This window comes from Mycolicibacterium chubuense (genome assembly GCF_001044255.1).
GTDB classification, from domain to species: Bacteria; Actinomycetota; Actinomycetes; order Mycobacteriales; family Mycobacteriaceae; genus Mycobacterium; species Mycobacterium chubuense.
On record NZ_JYNX01000017.1, the window covers coordinates 16,938 to 33,786 of the forward strand.

At 69.1% G+C, this 16,849-nt stretch carries 15 protein-coding genes and 1 pseudogene; 12 read left to right on the forward strand and 4 right to left on the reverse strand.

Annotated elements, in window-relative coordinates:
- The first annotated feature begins 17 nt into the window (after nucleotides 1-17).
- Nucleotides 18-182 carry a hypothetical protein gene (locus MCHUDSM44219_RS30225; protein ID WP_165762011.1) on the forward strand — a complete coding sequence of 55 codons (165 nt, stop codon included), beginning with the start codon at nucleotides 18-20 and terminating at the stop codon, nucleotides 180-182.
- Here MCHUDSM44219_RS30225 and MCHUDSM44219_RS03615 read toward each other — a convergent pair.
- On the reverse strand, nucleotides 179-964 hold the full coding sequence (locus MCHUDSM44219_RS03615) for an adenylate/guanylate cyclase domain-containing protein (RefSeq protein WP_048416864.1): 786 nt from the start codon (nucleotides 962-964) through the stop codon (nucleotides 179-181). The genes MCHUDSM44219_RS30225 and MCHUDSM44219_RS03615 overlap by 4 nt on opposite strands.
- A 34-nt stretch (nucleotides 965-998) precedes the next feature.
- Between MCHUDSM44219_RS03615 and MCHUDSM44219_RS03620 the strand changes: the two genes are divergently transcribed.
- Nucleotides 999-1,937 (forward strand): hypothetical protein, encoded by a 939-nt coding sequence (locus tag MCHUDSM44219_RS03620; protein WP_048416865.1) that lies wholly within the window; start codon nucleotides 999-1,001, stop codon nucleotides 1,935-1,937.
- Here the strand turns inward: MCHUDSM44219_RS03620 and MCHUDSM44219_RS03625 are convergent.
- The gene (locus MCHUDSM44219_RS03625; protein WP_048416866.1) at nucleotides 1,897-3,342 is read right to left on the reverse strand and encodes a purine-cytosine permease family protein; all 1,446 of its coding nucleotides are present in this window, start codon (nucleotides 3,340-3,342) and stop codon (nucleotides 1,897-1,899) included. The two genes, MCHUDSM44219_RS03620 and MCHUDSM44219_RS03625, sit on opposite strands and share 41 nt — an antisense overlap.
- Nucleotides 3,343-3,427: 85 nt before the next feature.
- Here MCHUDSM44219_RS03625 and MCHUDSM44219_RS03630 point away from each other — a divergent pair, with 85 nt between their 5' ends.
- Complete coding sequence (locus tag MCHUDSM44219_RS03630) at nucleotides 3,428-4,039, forward strand: TetR/AcrR family transcriptional regulator (protein WP_053081174.1); 612 nt, start codon at nucleotides 3,428-3,430, stop codon at nucleotides 4,037-4,039.
- On the opposite strand, the gene MCHUDSM44219_RS03635 is transcribed toward MCHUDSM44219_RS03630, so the two are convergent.
- Nucleotides 4,023-6,974 carry an aminotransferase gene (locus MCHUDSM44219_RS03635; RefSeq protein WP_048416867.1) on the reverse strand — a complete coding sequence of 984 codons (2,952 nt, stop codon included), beginning with the start codon at nucleotides 6,972-6,974 and terminating at the stop codon, nucleotides 4,023-4,025. The genes MCHUDSM44219_RS03630 and MCHUDSM44219_RS03635 overlap by 17 nt on opposite strands.
- Entirely contained in the window at nucleotides 6,971-7,840 is an 870-nt protein-coding gene (locus MCHUDSM44219_RS03640) for an alpha/beta fold hydrolase (RefSeq protein ID WP_048416868.1), read from the reverse strand. Before MCHUDSM44219_RS03640 ends, MCHUDSM44219_RS03635 begins: the two co-directional genes overlap by 4 nt.
- A 106-nt stretch (nucleotides 7,841-7,946) precedes the next feature.
- On the opposite strand from MCHUDSM44219_RS03640, the gene MCHUDSM44219_RS03645 reads away from it, so the two are divergent.
- The 9 genes and pseudogenes from MCHUDSM44219_RS03645 to MCHUDSM44219_RS30660 form a co-directional block, all read left to right on the forward strand.
- A complete protein-coding gene (locus tag MCHUDSM44219_RS03645) occupies nucleotides 7,947-8,552 on the forward strand; it encodes a TetR/AcrR family transcriptional regulator (RefSeq protein ID WP_236695335.1) in 606 nt (201 codons plus the stop codon).
- A 72-nt stretch (nucleotides 8,553-8,624) separates the two neighbouring features.
- Nucleotides 8,625-9,098 carry a VOC family protein gene (locus MCHUDSM44219_RS03650; RefSeq protein WP_048416869.1) on the forward strand — a complete coding sequence of 158 codons (474 nt, stop codon included), beginning with the start codon at nucleotides 8,625-8,627 and terminating at the stop codon, nucleotides 9,096-9,098.
- 167 nt (nucleotides 9,099-9,265) lie between these two features.
- On the forward strand, nucleotides 9,266-10,033 hold the full coding sequence (locus tag MCHUDSM44219_RS03655) for an MlaE family ABC transporter permease (RefSeq protein WP_048416870.1): 768 nt from the start codon (nucleotides 9,266-9,268) through the stop codon (nucleotides 10,031-10,033).
- Complete coding sequence (locus MCHUDSM44219_RS03660) at nucleotides 10,030-10,884, forward strand: ABC transporter permease (RefSeq protein WP_048416871.1); 855 nt, start codon at nucleotides 10,030-10,032, stop codon at nucleotides 10,882-10,884. The genes MCHUDSM44219_RS03655 and MCHUDSM44219_RS03660 overlap by 4 nt, the downstream gene beginning before the upstream one ends.
- A gap of 1 nt (nucleotide 10,885) precedes the next feature.
- A complete protein-coding gene (locus tag MCHUDSM44219_RS03665; RefSeq protein ID WP_048416872.1) occupies nucleotides 10,886-12,334 on the forward strand; it encodes an MCE family protein in 1,449 nt (482 codons plus the stop codon).
- A gap of 34 nt (nucleotides 12,335-12,368) precedes the next feature.
- Nucleotides 12,369-13,409, forward strand: a complete 1,041-nt coding sequence (locus MCHUDSM44219_RS03670) for a virulence factor Mce family protein (RefSeq protein ID WP_082162025.1) — start codon at nucleotides 12,369-12,371, stop codon at nucleotides 13,407-13,409.
- Complete coding sequence (locus tag MCHUDSM44219_RS03675) at nucleotides 13,406-14,761, forward strand: MCE family protein (protein WP_048416930.1); 1,356 nt, start codon at nucleotides 13,406-13,408, stop codon at nucleotides 14,759-14,761. Before MCHUDSM44219_RS03670 ends, MCHUDSM44219_RS03675 begins: the two co-directional genes overlap by 4 nt.
- Entirely contained in the window at nucleotides 14,758-16,116 is a 1,359-nt protein-coding gene (locus MCHUDSM44219_RS03680) for a virulence factor Mce family protein (protein ID WP_048416873.1), read from the forward strand. The genes MCHUDSM44219_RS03675 and MCHUDSM44219_RS03680 overlap by 4 nt, the downstream gene beginning before the upstream one ends.
- Nucleotides 16,113-16,849, forward strand: a pseudogene (locus MCHUDSM44219_RS30660) (MCE family protein); the annotation flags it as partial. The gene MCHUDSM44219_RS03680 and the pseudogene MCHUDSM44219_RS30660, both read left to right, overlap by 4 nt.

Here is a 16,849-nt window from a genome sequence, read left to right on the forward strand (position 1 = left end):
TTAGGCAGACTGCAGGCATGCGCGGAATCTGGAAGTGGGTGGGGCTGGCCGGTGTCGCCGGTGTCGTCGCCGGCGGGGTGCTGGTGGCGCGCGATCAGCGGCGGCGCAACGCCTACACCGCCGACGACATCCGCGCCCGGCTGCACCAGCGCCTGGACGAGGCGGAGAACCGGCCGGACTAGTCCCGTTCCGCCGCCACGGAGTAGAGGGTGTGCGAGCCGGAGAAGCCCTTCAGGTCGGCAACGCGGCCCTGGTCGACGGTGATGTCGTCGCACCGGGTGACCGCGTCGCGGACGGCGGAACTGATCAGGATCTCCCCGCCGTCGGCCTGGGCCGCGACCCGCGCGGCCATCGCGACGTTACGGCCGAACACGTCGTCGCCGCGCAGCACCGACTTGCCGGTGTGGATACCGATGCGCACTCGGAAGCCATTGCGTTGCTTGGCCATCGACTGCTGAATGTCGAGTGCGCACCGCACCGCCTGCTCGGGCCGGGCGAACGCCACCATGAAGCCGTCACCCTGACTCTTCACCACATGACCGTGGTGGTGGTCGACGTGACGGCGGACCGCCTTGTCGTGCTTGCCGATCAACCGCACCCACGCCCGGTCGCCGATGCGTTCGTTGAGCGCGGTGGACCCCTCGATGTCGGAGAACATGATCGCCAGCCTGCCGTTCGGCGAGAGCCGGGCCAGGTCCGGTCGCTCCACCTCCGCCCAGTCCGCGAGCTCTTCGATCGAGGAGCGCACCGCCGCGCCGAAGCCGTCGCGGCGCAGGATGTTGGCCGTCTGCCACACCGTCTTGACCGCCCGGGTTCCGCCGGAGACCAGCATCTGCCGGGTGTCGAGGCGGCTGCGCAGTTCGTCGGCCTCGGCCTCCGCGGCCCGGACCCGCCGCCACATCACGCCGAGCGCGATCGCCTCACCCACGGCGATCGCCGCCAGCGCCACCGCCACGATCTGCATCCCGGTCACGGCTCCAGTATTGGATGCTGGGGGCGTGACGAACGCGAAGGCCCCCTATTACGAGAGCCGGTTCCTGCGCGCCAACGCCGCCGACGGATCCCGCGCGATCTGGCTGCGGGAGACCCTGCTGCTGCCGACCTCCGGTGAAGCCAGCGCCGACGTCTGGGTGATGGTGTTCGACCCGGCGGGCCACCGCGCGCACAAGCAGTCCTATCCGGTCGCGGACGCCACCTTCGGCGACGACCCATGGGACGTTCGGATCGGGCCGACCAATCTGGACGACGCGTCGGCCACCGGCACGGTGCCCGGGCACGGGTACTGGGAGTTGGCGATCACCCCCGGCGGTCAGGAGCCCGTGCGGGTGCTGTCCGAGCGGGCCTACCGGGCGCGGATCCCGACGGCCAAGACCGTGGTGCGCCACCCGCAGGCACGGTTCGACGGCCGCCTCCTGCTCGACGGCGCCGACCTCGACATCGACGGTTGGACGGGCAGCGTGGATCACAACTGGGGGACGCGGCACACCCCCGCCTACGCCTACGGCCAGGTGTGCGCCTTCGACGACGCGCCCGACTCGACGCTCGAGATCGTCACCGCGCGGGCCGCCGTGGGGCCGGTGCTGCTGCCCGGGGTGACCCTGTTCGTGTTCCGGCACGGGGGCGAGGAGTTCGCCGTGCGCAGCATCTCCGGCAGCCTGCAGACCCACGGGCGGTACCGCCCGTTCACATGGGCTTTCGGTGGGCGGGTCGGAGAGCAGATGATCGAGGGGGAGATCACGACGGTGCCCGCCGACGTCATCGGCCTCACCTACACGGACACCCACGGCGGAACCAAGTACTGCTACAACTCCGCCATCGCGCGCTGCCGAATCCAGTTGGCGGGCAAGGGGATCACCCGAACCGAGCTGACCAGCAGGCAGGCGATGTTCGAGATCCTCACCGACGATCCGCTCGCCGACGTCCCGCTGCTGGCATGACGAGGTAGATGCCGACCGCCAGCAGCGCCGAGCCGACCGTGCTCAGGTCGACGCCGCCCGCGATGTCGGCCAGCGGACCGACGTAGAGCGTGGTGTTGACCGCGAGCACTCCGAACACCGCCCCCGCCGTCCACGCGGCGACCGCCGGCAGGTTCCAGCCGTGGGTGAACCAGTAGCGCCCCCCGCGCCGGCCGTGGGCGAACGCCTGCAGATCGGTCGGGTCGTAGTCGGGGGTGCGCAGCGCGCCGACGGCCAGGATCGCCACCCACGGGGTGATGACGGCGTTGAGCGCCACCGTCGCCGCGGTCACCGACTCGACGGCGTCGAACACGAACACGCCCAGAAACAGCAGGCCGATCGCCACCGTCGCGGTGATCGCCGTGGTGTGGGTGCGTTTCAGTTGCGGCGCAAGCCCTTCGAGGTCCAGACCGCTGGCGTAGACACACAGCACGCCCTGGCTGAGGCCGCCCAGCACGGAGATCACCACGATGGGCAGGACGTACCAGGCAGGTGCCGCGGTGACCAGGTCGTGCAGATAGGACTCGGTCGGATCGGCGAACGAAGCGGCGGTGAACGCGCCGAACAGGCTGGGCAGCAGGACGCCGACGAACATGCCCACGCCCAGCGCCGCGCAGATCCGACCGTTCCCGTAGCGCCGCGCGGAGATCCGGCGGGTGTAGTCCCCGATCGTCGGCCCGTAGGAGATGGGCGCCGCCGCGAACAGCACCGCCGACAGTGTCCAGGTGGGCCAGAAGCCGCCCAGCGCGTAGTCGCCGCCGACCGTCGAGGCATCGAACTGCCCCGCGAAGGCGGCCACCCCGAGGATCATCAGGACGCCGACGACCGGCACCACGATCTTCTGCATCGCGACGATCGTGGCGTGCCCGTACAGCGCGACCGCCGCCATGAGCACCGCGAGGACCGCGTAGGACAGCCCCCGGGTGAGCGCGGTCTCCGGGGTGCCGAGGATCCGGTGCGCGGCGGCGACGATCGCGTCGCCACTCGTCCACACCGTGACCGCGGCGAACGCCAGCGCGATCAGCAGCGCGATGGCCGACCCGATGAACCGCCCGCGGATGCCGAAGAACGCGCCGGAGGACACCGTCATGTTGGTGCCGGTGCGCGGGCTGATGACGGCCGTCGGGACGACGGCCAGCGTGCCGAGTGCGGTGCCCACCACCATCGAGGCGACGGTCTGCCAGAACGACAGACCGAACACGATCGCGAACGCGCCGAACACCACGTTGGTCCACGTGAGGTTGGCGCCGAGGAACACCGCGCCCACGTTGCGGGGCCGCGAGTCGCGCGCCTCCTCGGGCAGGTACTCGACGCCGGCCGCCTCGACGGCCCCGACGCGGTCTTCTGTGTCGCCGACGACGGCGGGGACGGGCTGGACGGCGGTCATGGCGGCTCGCTTTGTTGAGGGGTGCATCAATAGTGTTGATGTAGTGTTCAACAAGCCCCGCCATCCGTCAAGAGGAGATTGTCCGGTGACCCTCCGCGACGCGAAGCGAAAACTCCCCGCCGAGCGGCGGAGTGAACTGCTGGGCCGGGCCGTCGAGATCGCGCGCGCCGAGGGCCTCTCGGCGGTCACCCTGCGCCGCGTCGCCGCCGACCTGGGTGTCACGCCGGGGTTGGTCAGTCACTACTTCTCCGCGGCCGAGCATCTGACGGCAGCCGCGTTCCGCGCCGCGGCGCAGCAGGATCTCGACGCGGCGGGCGCCCGGGTCGCCGCGCAGACCACCGCGACGGCGAAAATGCAGGCGCTGATCGACTACGTGCTCGATGACGACGGCGACGAGGGCAGCGCCCTGTGGCTGGAGACGTGGACCCTGACCCGGCGCAATCCCGTCCTCGCCGGCGAAGCCGACGAACTCACCGGCCGGTGGGTGACGCTCCTCGCCGACATCGTCGGCACCGGCATCGCCGCCGGTGAGTTCACCGTCGCCGACCCCGTCGACGCGGTCGCGCGCCGCCTGCTGACTCTCATCGACGGGCTGGGTTCGCAGAAGGTCGTCCGCTCGGTACCCGCAGCCGAGGCCAAGCAGATCGCGCGCACCTACCTGGGATCGGAACTGGCCGGGATCACCAGCCCTCGGTGAGCACGCGGTCGAGTGCGTCGACGTAGAAGTCGGCCCCCTCGACGTCGATGCACAGCGGTGGTTTGGTCTTGAGGATGTTCTGGTGATCGCCGGTCGGCTGGATGATCACGCCGAGGTCGAGCATGCGCTCGCAGATCGCCGCCGTCTCGGCCGTCGCGGGCTCCAAGGTCTCGGCGTCGCGGATCATCTCGACACCCAGGTAGAGCCCCACACCGTGCACGGTGCCGATCAGCGGATGCCGGTCGCGCAGCCCCTCCAGACGCGCCTTCAGATGCGCACCCACGCGGCGGGCGTTGTCCTGCAGTGCCTCTTCGGCCAGCACGTCCAGCACCGTCATGCCGATCGCGCACGAGAGCGGGCTGCCGCCGGTGGAGGAGAAGAAGTAGCCCTGGCTGGCGAAGCCCTCGGCCACCGCGCGGCTGGTGATCACCGCTCCCAGCGGATAGCCGTTGCCCACCGATTTGGCCACCGACACGATGTCGGGCACCGCGTCCTGCTGCTGGAAGCCCCAGAACCATTCGCCGAGGCGGCCGTAACCCACCTGGACCTCGTCGGAGATCGCCAGTCCGCCGCCGGCGCGCACCGCGGCGTACACCTGCTGCAGGTAGCCGTCGGGCAGCGCCATCCCGCCGGCGTTGCCGTACACGCTCTCGCAGATGAACCCCGCCGGTGGCCGGCCCTCGGCGATCAGCGCCTCGATCTGGGCGACCGCCTCGCCGGCGTAGCGGGTCGCCTCGGCGCCGCGGTACTTGCCGCGGAAGCTGTTGGGCGACTCCACGGTGTGCACCCAATCCGGGCGGGTGGCAAGGGCATTCGGATTGTCAGCGGTCGACGTCGACACGGCGTCGGTACCGTAGGTCCACCCGTGGTAGGCCTCCCGGACCGCGACGACGTCGCGGCGCCCCGTCGCCGCGGTGGCCAACCGGATCGCCAGATCGCTGGCCTCCGAACCCGAGTTGACCAGGAACACCGTGTCCAACGGGTCGGGGAGCAGGCCGGCCAGCCGCTCGCTGAACTCGACGACCGCCTCGTAGTTGAACCGCGAGTTGGTGTTCAGCCTGCGCAGCTGGCGGGCTGCGGCCTCGGCGATCCGGGGATGCGCGTGGCCCAGCACGGTGACGTTGTTGACCATGTCGAGGTAGCTGCGCCCCGCCGTGGACATCAGGAAGTGGCGGCGGCCGCGTTCGATCTGCGGTGGCCGGCGGTAGTAGAACTCCTGCACCGGAGCGAAACTCGCATCCCGCCGGGCGAGCAGATCACCGGTGTCGGCACCGCCCTGCAGCGGCGCGAGGCCGAGCAGTGGCCTCGGGTCGCGGACCTGGGCGAGCCATCCCGGCGCCAGATCCGTACTCACGAACGGCGGCGCATCGGGTGCTCCGAGCGGCCGCACGCTCACCTCGGTGCGGCCGTCGGCGGACGCGAGGGAGTCCCCGGCGCGGACGCTACCCGACGCCGCAGGGTGTGCTCCGATCAGGTGCAGTTCGAACCCGTTGCCGCGCAGTGTGATCCGATCGGCAGACGTCTCGACCTCGCCGTCCCACGGCGCGACGAGGGCGGTGGCCCCGGCATCGGGGGCGGTCCACACGCTGATCCCGGTGGCGACGACGTCGGGGCTGTCCTGGCTCAGCCGTGGTGCGCGGCTCAGTCGCGCCTCCCCGAAGCGGGTGACGGCCAGTGCCGCACCGCCGCGCAGCGCGGCGCGGGCCGCGGTGTCCTCGACATCGGACCTGAGCACCCCGGCGGTGTCGAACGCGTCGTCGTAGACGTCCGAGGTCGTCGACAGATCCAGCGTGACGACCTGCTCCGGCGGCGCGGCGATCATCGGAACCGTCACCGGCAGCGGCGTCGTCGTCCGCGAGAAGCCCAGGTCGGCCTTGATCGTCGCGCTCATCACGTCCATCGGCACCGACGTCGCGACCTCGAAGATCCGGGACTCGGCGTCGGACTGCTCGGTCAGGTAGTCGTTGCCGGGGTCGAGCACGACCTGTTGCGCCCCGCTGACGATCAGCACCGCGGCGCGCAGCACGATCATCGGCCACAGCGCGTCGCACTCGGCCTCCGACAGCGGCCGCACCGCGTGAAAGGCACGCGCCGCGGGCAGGATCGATGCCGCAGAGGCGCCGACGTGGCCGAGTACCGACGACGCGGTGATCGCCAGTTCGGACACCGCCCAGGTGTGCGACAGGTCGCCGAAGTCGATGATGCCGTCCGGGCGGGGGACGCCGTCGACCCACGACACCACGATGTTGGCATCGGTCAGATCGATGTGCGCCGCCTGGCGCGGCAGCGAGGCATCGAGCGGTGCGATGCGCGACCAGGCCGCATCCGCCGCGGATTCCAGCCGTGCGCGCAGGTCGGCGTCGTCGACGTAACGGGCGAGCCTGTCGACCACCTCTTTGGCGAACCGCAGGTCCCACTGCAGGATTCGGTCCAGACCCGGATGGCTGAAGCCTGCCAATGCCCGGCTCACCCGGCCCGAAACGTCGCCCAGTCCCGCGACCACCGAGGGCGTCAGATGCCCGGCGTCGACGAGCGTGCCGCCGGGCAGGTAACGCAGCAGCCGCACATAGGCGATTCCGTCGACCAATCCTTCGACGGGAGTGCACAATTTGCCGGACGTGTTGGGCAGCGGAACCGACACCCGTAGCGTCGGTTCGGCGTCGACGATGTGGGCGGTAGCCGCATCCTGGGCGGCCAGCTCGGTCGCCGTGAACGCCGGGTTGGCGATTTTGAGCACGCCCGCCACGGCGTGATCGTCGTCGCTGCCGGTGCTGATGACGAAGTTCTTGTCCTGCTGGCTGCCCAGCGAGGTGGCCCGCGCGACGAGGCCGTAGTGGGTGGCCACGAGTTCCTCGGCCTGCGCTTCGGTGACCTGGGGAGCGGGAAGTTCCTGCTGCTGCAGGAAATTGAAGCCCGCCGTGTCGTGCGCGCTCACGGCCGCAGCACGAACGAGACGACGGCGTCGGAGAACGCGTCGTTGTCGTCGCCGGCGGCGGTGTGCCCCGCCCCGGACAGTTCGACGAACTCGGCGCCCGGCACCTTTTCCAGGAAGTCGGCCACAGCCTTCTCGCTCACCACGTCGGACAGTTTCCCCCGGATCAGCAGAATCGGGATCGTCAGCTCGATGGCCGCCTGCTCGAGCAGCTCGACCCGGACGAACGGATCGTCGTCGGGCGCGGTCAGGAACGCCGGATCCCAGTGCCAGTACCACCGGCCGTTGCGGTGCCGGAGGTTCTTCTTCAGGCCCTCGGGATTGCTCGGCCGTCGACGGTGCGGCAGATACGCCGCCACCGCGTCGGCGGCTTCGTCCAGCGAGCCGAACCCGTGTACGTGGCTGAACATGAAGTCGCGGATGCGCGCGCTGCCGTCCTTCTCGTACCGCGGGACGACGTCGACGAGGACCAGTCGGGTCACGGTGTCGGGGCCGGCCTCGCGGGCGGCGAGGATGCCGGTCAGCCCGCCCATGCTGGCCCCGATCAGCACGGTCGGGCGGCCGATCTGCTCGAGCACCCGCCGGGTGTCCGCGCAGAGCGCCTCGACGGTGTACCGGGCGTCGGGGGAGCGGTCGCTGTCCCCGTGACCGCGGCTGTCGAGGGCGACGACGTGCAGCCCGCGGGACGCGAGCACCTGCCCCGTCTTCTTCCAGGAGAACCGGTTCTGCCCGCCGCCGTGCAGCATCAGCACCGAGGGCTGCGACGAATCGAAGCCGTCGGTCGTGGTCGGGTGGTTCCATTCGTCGGCGGTCAGGCTGAGTCCGTCGGCGCCGCGGAACGTCGCGATCGTCGAATCGCTGCTGGTCATGCTCACAGGCGTCCTCTCACTGGCCCCGGATGTGAGGGTAGGCGAGCACACGAGTTGCGCCGATCTCGGGTCCAGATGGCCGATGATGTCCCTAATATTTTCGTTTGTGCAAATTGATGCCGGCCACGACGACGATCGTCACCGCATCATTGAGGCCGCCTACCGGTGCCTGTCCGAGCCGCACCGGGGCCCGATCCGGATGTCGGTGATCCTGCGGACGGCGGGCGTGTCCAGCCGGGCGTTCTACCGTCACTTCCGGTCGAAGGACGACCTGTTCCTGGCTCTGCTCCGGCAGGGGGCCGACGACATCGCCGCCCGGGTGGACCGGGTCGCCGCCGAGGCCGTCGGCAGTCCGGCCGATCAGCTCGCCGCGTGGATCGGCGAGGTCTTCGATCTGATGGTCGATCCACGGCAACGGATGCAGATGTCGGTGATCGACTCCGAGGAGGTCCGGACCGCCCAGGGCTACCGGGAGCTGCGCGAGCAGTCGCACGCGGGCCGGGAACGCTCGCTGACCGAGATCCTGCGACGCGGGCGGGCCGACGGCTCGTTCCCGCTCGCCGACCCTGACCACGACGCGGTCGCGATCAGCGCGCTGGTGAGCCGGATCATGACCAGCGTGACGTCCGACGATCTGCAGGCGGTCAAGCAGGCCCAGAGCCGGCTGCTCGACTTCGCGTTGCGCGCGGTGGGAGCGGTCCCACGTGGGTGAGCCTGCCGCGATGACTGCTCGCCGGATCGACGGTCTCCATGGGGACAGCAACCCGATCCACAGGAGGCCGCCATGCCCGCCATCACCCCGTCGCTCTGGTTCGACGACGACCTCGAGGACGCCCTCGCGTTCTACACCGCCGTGTTCCCCAACTCCTCGATCGAGCGTGTCGACCGCTGCACCGACGCCGGGCCCGGCACACCGGGCGACGTGCTGGCGGCCTACTTCACCCTTGACGGTCAACGATTCATCGGCATCAACGGGGGCCCGGCGTTCCGGTTCACCGAGGCGGTGTCGTTCACGGTGCACTGCCGCGATCAGGCTGACGTCGACTTCTACTGGGAGCGACTCGTCGACGGGGGAGAGGAGTCGGCGTGCGGCTGGCTGAAGGACCGGTACGGGCTGAGTTGGCAGATCGTGCCGGACCGGCTCGTGGAGCTGACCGCCGACCCCGATCCCGCGCGGGCCGGCGCGGCGACGAAAGCGATGCTCCGCATGCGAAAGATCGTCATCGCCGAACTCGAGGAGGCGGTGGCAGCTGTGTGAAGTGGCTTGTCGCCATGCAGCGACAACGGTTCGTGTTGCCGTACCACATTTTGGTGATATACGGTCTGCCGGCGTCCTCGCAGATGTACGGTCAGCCCACACACAACAGGGGGTTGGTCAGTCGGAGGGCCGTGGCGGTGAACTGCATTCGAGGAAGGACCGGTTGAATGGTCGCTTCCGATGCTCTCGCCAAGCCTGTACGCGCTTTCGGCGGCTTCTTCTCGATGGCCCTCGACACGTTCGTGGCGCTGTTCCAGCCGCCGTTCGCGTGGCGTGAGTTCATCGCCCAGTCTTGGTTTGTCGCCCGCGTGTCGATCTTGCCGACGCTGCTGCTGACCATTCCCTACACCGTGCTCCTGACGTTCATCACGACGATCCTGCTGACCGAGATCGGCGCCGCTGACTTCTCCGGGACGGGAGCCGCGCTCGGCACGGTCCGCCAGATCGGGCCGATCGTCACCGTGCTGGTGGTCGCCGGCGCGGGGGCCACCGCGATGTGCGCCGACCTGGGCGCCCGCACCATCCGCGAGGAACTTGACGCGCTGCGGGTGATGGGGATCAATCCCATTCAGGCTCTTGTGGTTCCCCGCGTGCTGGCCGCGATGGTCGTGTCGCTGGCGCTGTCGGCGACCGTGATCCTCGTCGGTCTGACGGGTGCCTATTTCTTCGTCGTCTACATCCAGCACGTCTCCCCGGGCGCGTTCGCGGCAGGCCTGACGCTGCTCATCGGCACCACCGACGTCATCATCGCGTTGGCGAAGGCCGCGTTGTTCGGCCTCTCTGCCGGTCTGATCGCCTGCTACAAAGGCATTTCCGTGCGCGGCGGCCCGGCCGGCGTCGGTAACGCCGTCAACGAGACCGTGGTGTTCACCTTCATGGCGCTGTTCGCGATCAACATCGTCGCGACGGCCGTAGCGATCAAGATCACGCTATGACGGTCTCGCGGCCCCATTCCCAGTTCCCGTGGCTCAAGGCCCGGTACCAGAGCGTGGCCGGTCCGTGGAACGACATCGGCACGCAGGCTAAGTTCTTCGGCCGCACGCTGCGCTCGGTGGGCTACGTCTTCACCCACTACAGCGTCGAGCTGATCCGGATCATCGCCCAGATGGGCCTCGGCGCGGGCGCGCTCATCGTCATCGGCGGCACCGTGGCCATCGTCGGATTCCTGACGGTCACCACCGGCGCGCTGGTTGCGGTGCAGGGGTACAACGACTTCTCCACCATCGGTGTCGAAGCACTGACCGGATTCGTCTCGGCCTACTTCAACGTGCGGCTCATCGCGCCCGCCACCACCGCCATCGCGCTGTCGGCGACCATCGGCGCCGGCGCCACCGCGCAGCTCGGCGCCATGCGGATCAACGAGGAGATCGACGCCCTCGAGGTGATGGGCATCCGCAGTATCGCGTTCCTCGCCTCCAGCAGGGTGATCGCGGGCTTCCTCGTGGTGATCCCGCTGTACTGCGTCGGTGTGCTGATGGCCTTCTGGGCGGCGCGTTTCGGCACCACCGTGCTCTACGGCCAGTCGACCGGCGTATACGACCACTACTTCAAGACGTTCCTCAACCCCACCGACCTGATGTGGTCGTTCGGGCAGTGCATCGTGCTGTCGGTGATCATCATGCTCGTGCACACGTACTACGGCTACACCGCGCGCGGCGGGCCGGCAGGCGTGGGCGAGGCCGTCGGGCGGGCCGTCCGATCCTCGCTGATCATCTCGGCATCCGTGCTGGTGCTGCTCTCCCTGGCCGTCTACGGCCAGTCCGGCAACTTCAATCTGGCGGGCTGACATGGACACTCACGACGAAGGACTGCACCCGGCGTGGTACACGCTGATCCTGCTCCTGCTGATCGCGGTCGCCCTGTGGCTGACGTTCGCACTGTTCTTCGGCACCTTCAAGTCACATGAGACGGTGACGCTGACCTCTGACCGCGCCGGTCTGGTGATGGAGACGAACTCGAAGGTCAAGCTGCGCGGCGTGCAGGTCGGGCGGGTCTCCGCGATCGAGGGCGGCAGCGAGCCGGTGGCTCTCAAGCTCGAGATCGACAAGGACAAGATCGACCACATCCCGGGCAACGTCGAAGCCCAGATCCGGGCGACCACGGTGTTCGGCGCCAAGTACGTCGACCTGGTCTATCCCTCCGATCCGAAGGGGCAGTTGCAGGCCGGCCAGGTGATCCGGTCGCGCAACGTCACCGTCGAGGCGAACACGGTGTTCCAGAACGTGGTCGCCCTCATCGACCGCGTCGACGTCGCGAAGCTCAACAGCACGCTGTCCGCGCTCGCCGACGGGGTCCGGGGTCTGGGCCCGCAGATCGGAGAGGCCACCACCGCCGCGAATCAGGTTCTGCTGCAGCTTAATCCGCGCAGCGACACGATCGCCGAGGACTGGCGCACGCTGAAGCGCTTTAACGACACCTACAGCGCCGCGGCGGGGGACATCGTCACCACACTCGACGCGCTGAGCACCACCAGCACGACGATCTCCGACCGGGCGACGCAGCTGGACACGTTGCTGATGTCGACGATCGGCTTGTCCAACAGCGGGATCAGCCTGTTGGCGCCGAATCAGGCCAACCTGATCAAGGGCATCAACGTCCTGCGGCCCACCACCGACCTGCTGTACAAGTACAGCCCGGAGTACACCTGCCTGCTGACCGGCGCCAAGACGCTGCTCGACACCGGTGGCTACGAGGGGCCGGGCGGCAACGGCCGCACCCTCGTGCTCGACGTCGGGCTGTCGCTCGGCGACGACCCGTACCACTACCCGGACAATCTGCCGGTCATCGGCGCCAAGGGTGGGCCCGGCGGTAAGCCCTCGTGCGGCTCGCTGCCCGATGTCGCCAAGAACTGGCCGGTGCGAAACCTGGTGACCAACACCGGGTGGGGCACCGGTATCGACTGGCGGCCCAATCCGGGCATCGGGTTCCCGGCCTGGGCCAATTACCTGCCGACCACCCGCGCCGTGCCCGAACCGCCCAGCATTCGCAACCTGTTCGGCGGACCGGCCCCCGGGCCCATTCCGTATCCGGGCGCCCCCGCCTACGGTGCGGACCTCTACGCCCCCGACGGCTCCCCGCTGTGGCCGGGGCTGCCCCCGGCCCCGCCTCCGGGCGCGCCGCGGGAGCCGGGACCCACGCCGGGCTCCGAACCCTTCATCGTCGCCAACCCGGCGCAGATGCAGCCGACCCCGCTGCCGCCGGTTCCGCTTCCGCGCGAGGCTGCGCCGTCCCCATGACCACCATCGACTCAGCACGGAAAGGTGACCTGCGATGCCAGGCCTGACGACCTCGATACGGCATGACGCGTGGCGTCTCGCCGTGTTCCTGGTCGTGTGCCTGCTCGGTGTGTTCGGGTTGTTCGCCGTCTTCGGGCAGATGCGCTTCGGGGAGAAGACACACACCTACCGGGCCGAGTTCACCAACGTGAGTGGACTCGAGAACGGCGATTTCGTCCGGATCGCCGGTGTCGAAGTGGGCAAGGTCGAAAAGGTTGCCATTCAACCGGATACGACGGCACTCGTGGAGTTCAGTGCGGACGACACGGTGGTGCTCACCGAGGGCAGCAGGGCGGTGATCCGCTACGACGACCTGATCGGTGGGCGGTTCCTCGCGTTGGAGGAGGGCGCCGGGAGCACCGCGACGCTGAAGCCGGGCGGCACCATCCCGATGGCCCGCACCGCGCCGGCGCTGGACCTCGACGCGCTGATCGGTGGCTTCCGGCCGCTGTTCCGGGCGCTGGACCCCGACCAGGTCAATGCGCTGTCGGGGCAACTGATTTCGGCGCTGCAGGGACAGGGCGGGACGATCAACTCGTTCCTGGCCCAGACCGCGGCGCTGACCAGCACGCTGGCCGACCGGGATCAGCTGATCGGGCAGGTCGTCACCAACCTCAACGTGGTGCTGGGTTCGCTGGGCGACCAGAGCGACCAGCTCGGCAAGGCGGTCGACGGGCTGTCCGGACTGGTGGAGACCCTCAAGGACCGCAGGCAGGACATCAGCAGCGGGCTCGCCTACACCAACGCGGCGGCGTCGAGCATCGAGGACCTGCTGGCGCAGTCGCGTGAGCCCTTCACCAAGACGGTCAAGGAAACCGACCGCGCGTCCGCCATCGTGGTGGCCGACAAGGATTACTTCGACAACCTGCTGAACACACTGCCCGACGCGTACCAGGCGCTGGCGCGCCAGGGCATCTACGGCGACTTCTTCAGCTTCTACCTGTGCGACATCGTGCTCAAACTCAACGGCAAAGGTGGCCAACCCGTGTACGTCAAGGTGGCCGGCCAGTCGACGGGGAGGTGTGCGCCGCGGTGAGGTCCTTCAGTGAACGCAATCAGCTGGTCATCGGCACGATCGGGCTGCTGGTGACCATCGGCATCGTGGTCGGCTCGCTGAACTACGACCGGCTGCCGTTCTTCCAGGGCCGCGAGTACTCGGCCCTGTTCGCCGACGCCGGCGGCCTCACCACCGGTCAGGACGTGCTCGTGTCGGGCTTCAAGGTGGGCACCGTCAAGTCCATCGATCTGGACAACTCGCGCGCCCGGATCACGTTCACTGTCGCCAAGGACATCCGGCTCGGTGACCGCACCGAGGCGGCGATCAAGACCAAGGGGCTCCTGGGCACCAAACTGCTCGAGATCACCTCGCGGGGCGACGGCCAGCTGAACACCCAGATTCCGTTGGACCGCACCACGTCTCCGTATCAGCTGCCCGACGCGCTGGGGGATCTGGCGTCGACGATCAGCGGCCTGAACACCGACCAGTTGTCGGAGTCGCTGCGGGTGCTGTCGGCCACGTTCGCCGACACCCCGCCGCAGTTGCGCGTGGCGATCGACGGCGTCGCGCGGTTCTCCCAGACCCTCGACGAACGCGACGCCCAGCTGCGCGGCCTGCTCGGCAACGCCAACAAGGCGACGACGGTGCTGGCCGAGCGCAGCAACCAGATCGTCGGCCTGGTCAACAACAGCAACGCGCTGCTGGCCGAACTGCAGAATCAGAGTGCGGCGCTGGATCAGATCTCCGGCAACATCTCGGCGCTCAGCGACCAGCTGCTCGGGTTCATCAACGACAACCGCGCGACGCTCAGGCCTGCGCTGGACAAGCTCAACGGCGTGCTGACGATGATCGACAACCGCAAGGAGCGCCTGCAGAAGTCGCTGCACCTGCTGCAGCAGTACTCGATGTCGCTGGGGGAGTCGGTGTCCTCGGGCCCGTTCTTCAAGACCTATGTGGCGAACCTGCTGCCCGGCCAGTTCGTGCAGCCGTTCGTCGACGCCGCGTTCTCCGACCTCGGCCTCGATCCGAACGTGCTGCTGCCGTCGGAGCGGACCGACCCGCAGGTCGGTCAGCCGGGGACCCCGGCGCTGCCGGTGCCGTTCCCGCGCACCGGGCAGGGCGGCGAGCCGCGGCTGACCATTCCGGATGCCATCACCGGCAATCCGGGCGATCAGGGCTGCGGCCCGCCGGGGCTGCCGCTGCCCGGACCCACCGGCTGCTATCCGTACCGCGAGCCGCCGCCGGCGCCGCCCCCGGGCGGTCCGCCGCCCGGGCCGCCCGCCGAGGCGCCGCCGAACCTGCAGTCGGTTCCCGGACCCACCCCGCTGCCGCAGGTGGTGCCCGCGCCCGGTGAAGCCCCGCCCGTCGCACCCACGGAGGGAGGCCAATGACGCGAGTCCCGCGCTACCTCCTCATCGCCGCGCTGGTGGTCATCCTGGCCGGCGGTGTGGTGGTGCTGCTGCGCAACACCGACCGGGTCAACCGCACCCACGTCACCGCGTACTTCGAGAACACCAACGGCATCTACGCCGGCGACTACGTCAGCATCGTCGGAGTGCCCGTCGGCAGGATCGAATCCATTGAGCCGCAACCGGAGTCGGTCAAGGTCACCTTCTGGTACGACAGCAAGTACAAGGTGCCGGCCGACGTCAAGGCCGCGATCCTGTCCCCGACGCTGGTGACCGCGCGCAACATTCAGCTCACCCCCGCCTACACCGATGGACCCGTGCTGGGCAACGACGCGGTGATCCCGCGGGAACGCACCGCGGTACCGGTCGAATGGGATCAGGTTCGCGAGCAACTGGCGAAGCTGGCCGACAGCCTGCAGCCCACCGAGCCGGGCGGCGTCAGCCCGCTGGGCTCGGCGATCAACACCACTGCGGACAACCTGCGGGGCCAGGGCGCCAACATCCGCGACGCCGTCATCAAGCTCTCCCAGGCGATTTCGGCACTCGGTGATCACAGCACCGACCTGTTCTCCACGGTCAAGAATCTGGCGATCCTGGTCTCGGCGCTGCAGGACAGCACCGACGTGATGCGTCAGCTCAACCAGAACCTCGCGAGCGTGACGAACCTGCTGGCCGACGATCCCGACGAGGTCGCCAACGCCGTGCGCGATCTCGACAACGTGGTCGGCGAGGTCCAGACATTCGTGGCCGACAACCGCGAAGCGCTGGGCACCACATCGGACAAGTTGGCCGGGGTGACCCAGGCGCTCAACGACAGCCTCGGAGACCTCAAGCAGTTCCTGCACGTCGGACCGAACACGTTGCAGAACTACGTGAACATCTGGCAGCCCGCCCAGGGCGCCGTCAGCAGTGTGCCGATGATCAACAACTTCTCCGATCCGATCTCGTTCCTGTGCGGCGCCATTCAGGCGGCCTCCCGCCTGGGCGCCGAGGAGTCGGCCAAGTTGTGCGTCCAGTACCTGGCGCCGATCATCAAGAACCGCCAGTACAACTTCCTGCCGGTGGCGCAGAACGTCTTCGTCGGCGCCAGTACCCGGCCCAACGAACTCACCTACAGCGAGGACTGGCTGCGGCCCGATTACGTTCCGCCGCAAGGTGCTTCGGCCCCGCCACCCCCGGCCTCGGGTCCGGGGCCCGGCCCCGGGCCGGCGCCGGCGCAGGCCGCGCCACTGCCGCCGTCGATGGGTCCCCTGCTGCCCGCCGAGGCGGTGCCCACGACGCCCAATCCGGCTGACGGGCTGCAGGGCCTGATGGTGCCCCCGGGAGGGAAGCCATGAGGCGCGCGGTGCGCGGCGTGACCGTCGCGGTCGTGTCGGTCGGGCTGCTGTCCGGCTGCGCGGGTTGGCGAGGGCTGAACACGATTCCGTTGCCCGGCGTCGAGGGCGGCGGGCCGGGGGCGTTCACCATCGAGGCGCAGATGCCGGACGTCAACGCGATCGAGCCGAACTCGCGCGTGCGCGTCGGGGACGTCAACGTCGGCCACGTCCGCAAGATCGAGCGTCAGGGCTGGCATGCGCTGGTGACGATGGAGCTCAACGGCAACGTCGTGCTGCCCGCGAACGCGACGGCCACCCTGGGGCAGACCAGCCTGCTGGGGTCGCAGCACATCGAGCTCGCGCCGCCCACCGACGTGGCCCCCGCGGGCCGACTGCATGACGGCTCGCTGATCCCGCTGTCGTCGTCGGGGTCGTTCCCCACCACCGAGCAGGCGCTGTCGGCAGTGGCGATGCTGCTCAACGGCGGCGGTATCGGCGACATCCAGGACATCACCGAGGCGCTCAGCGTCGCGTTCGCCGGCCGTGAAGGCGACCTGCGCAGCCTCATCGAGCAGCTCGACCTCGCGATCGGTTACCTCGACGACCAGAAGCAGGACATCATCGCCGCGACGGAGAGCCTGAACAACCTGGTCGGTCAGTTCGCCGACCAGAAGCCCGTCGTGGACAAGGCGCTCAGGACGATCCCCGATGCGCTCTCGGTGCTCAAGGACCAGCGCAAGAACCTGGCCGAGGC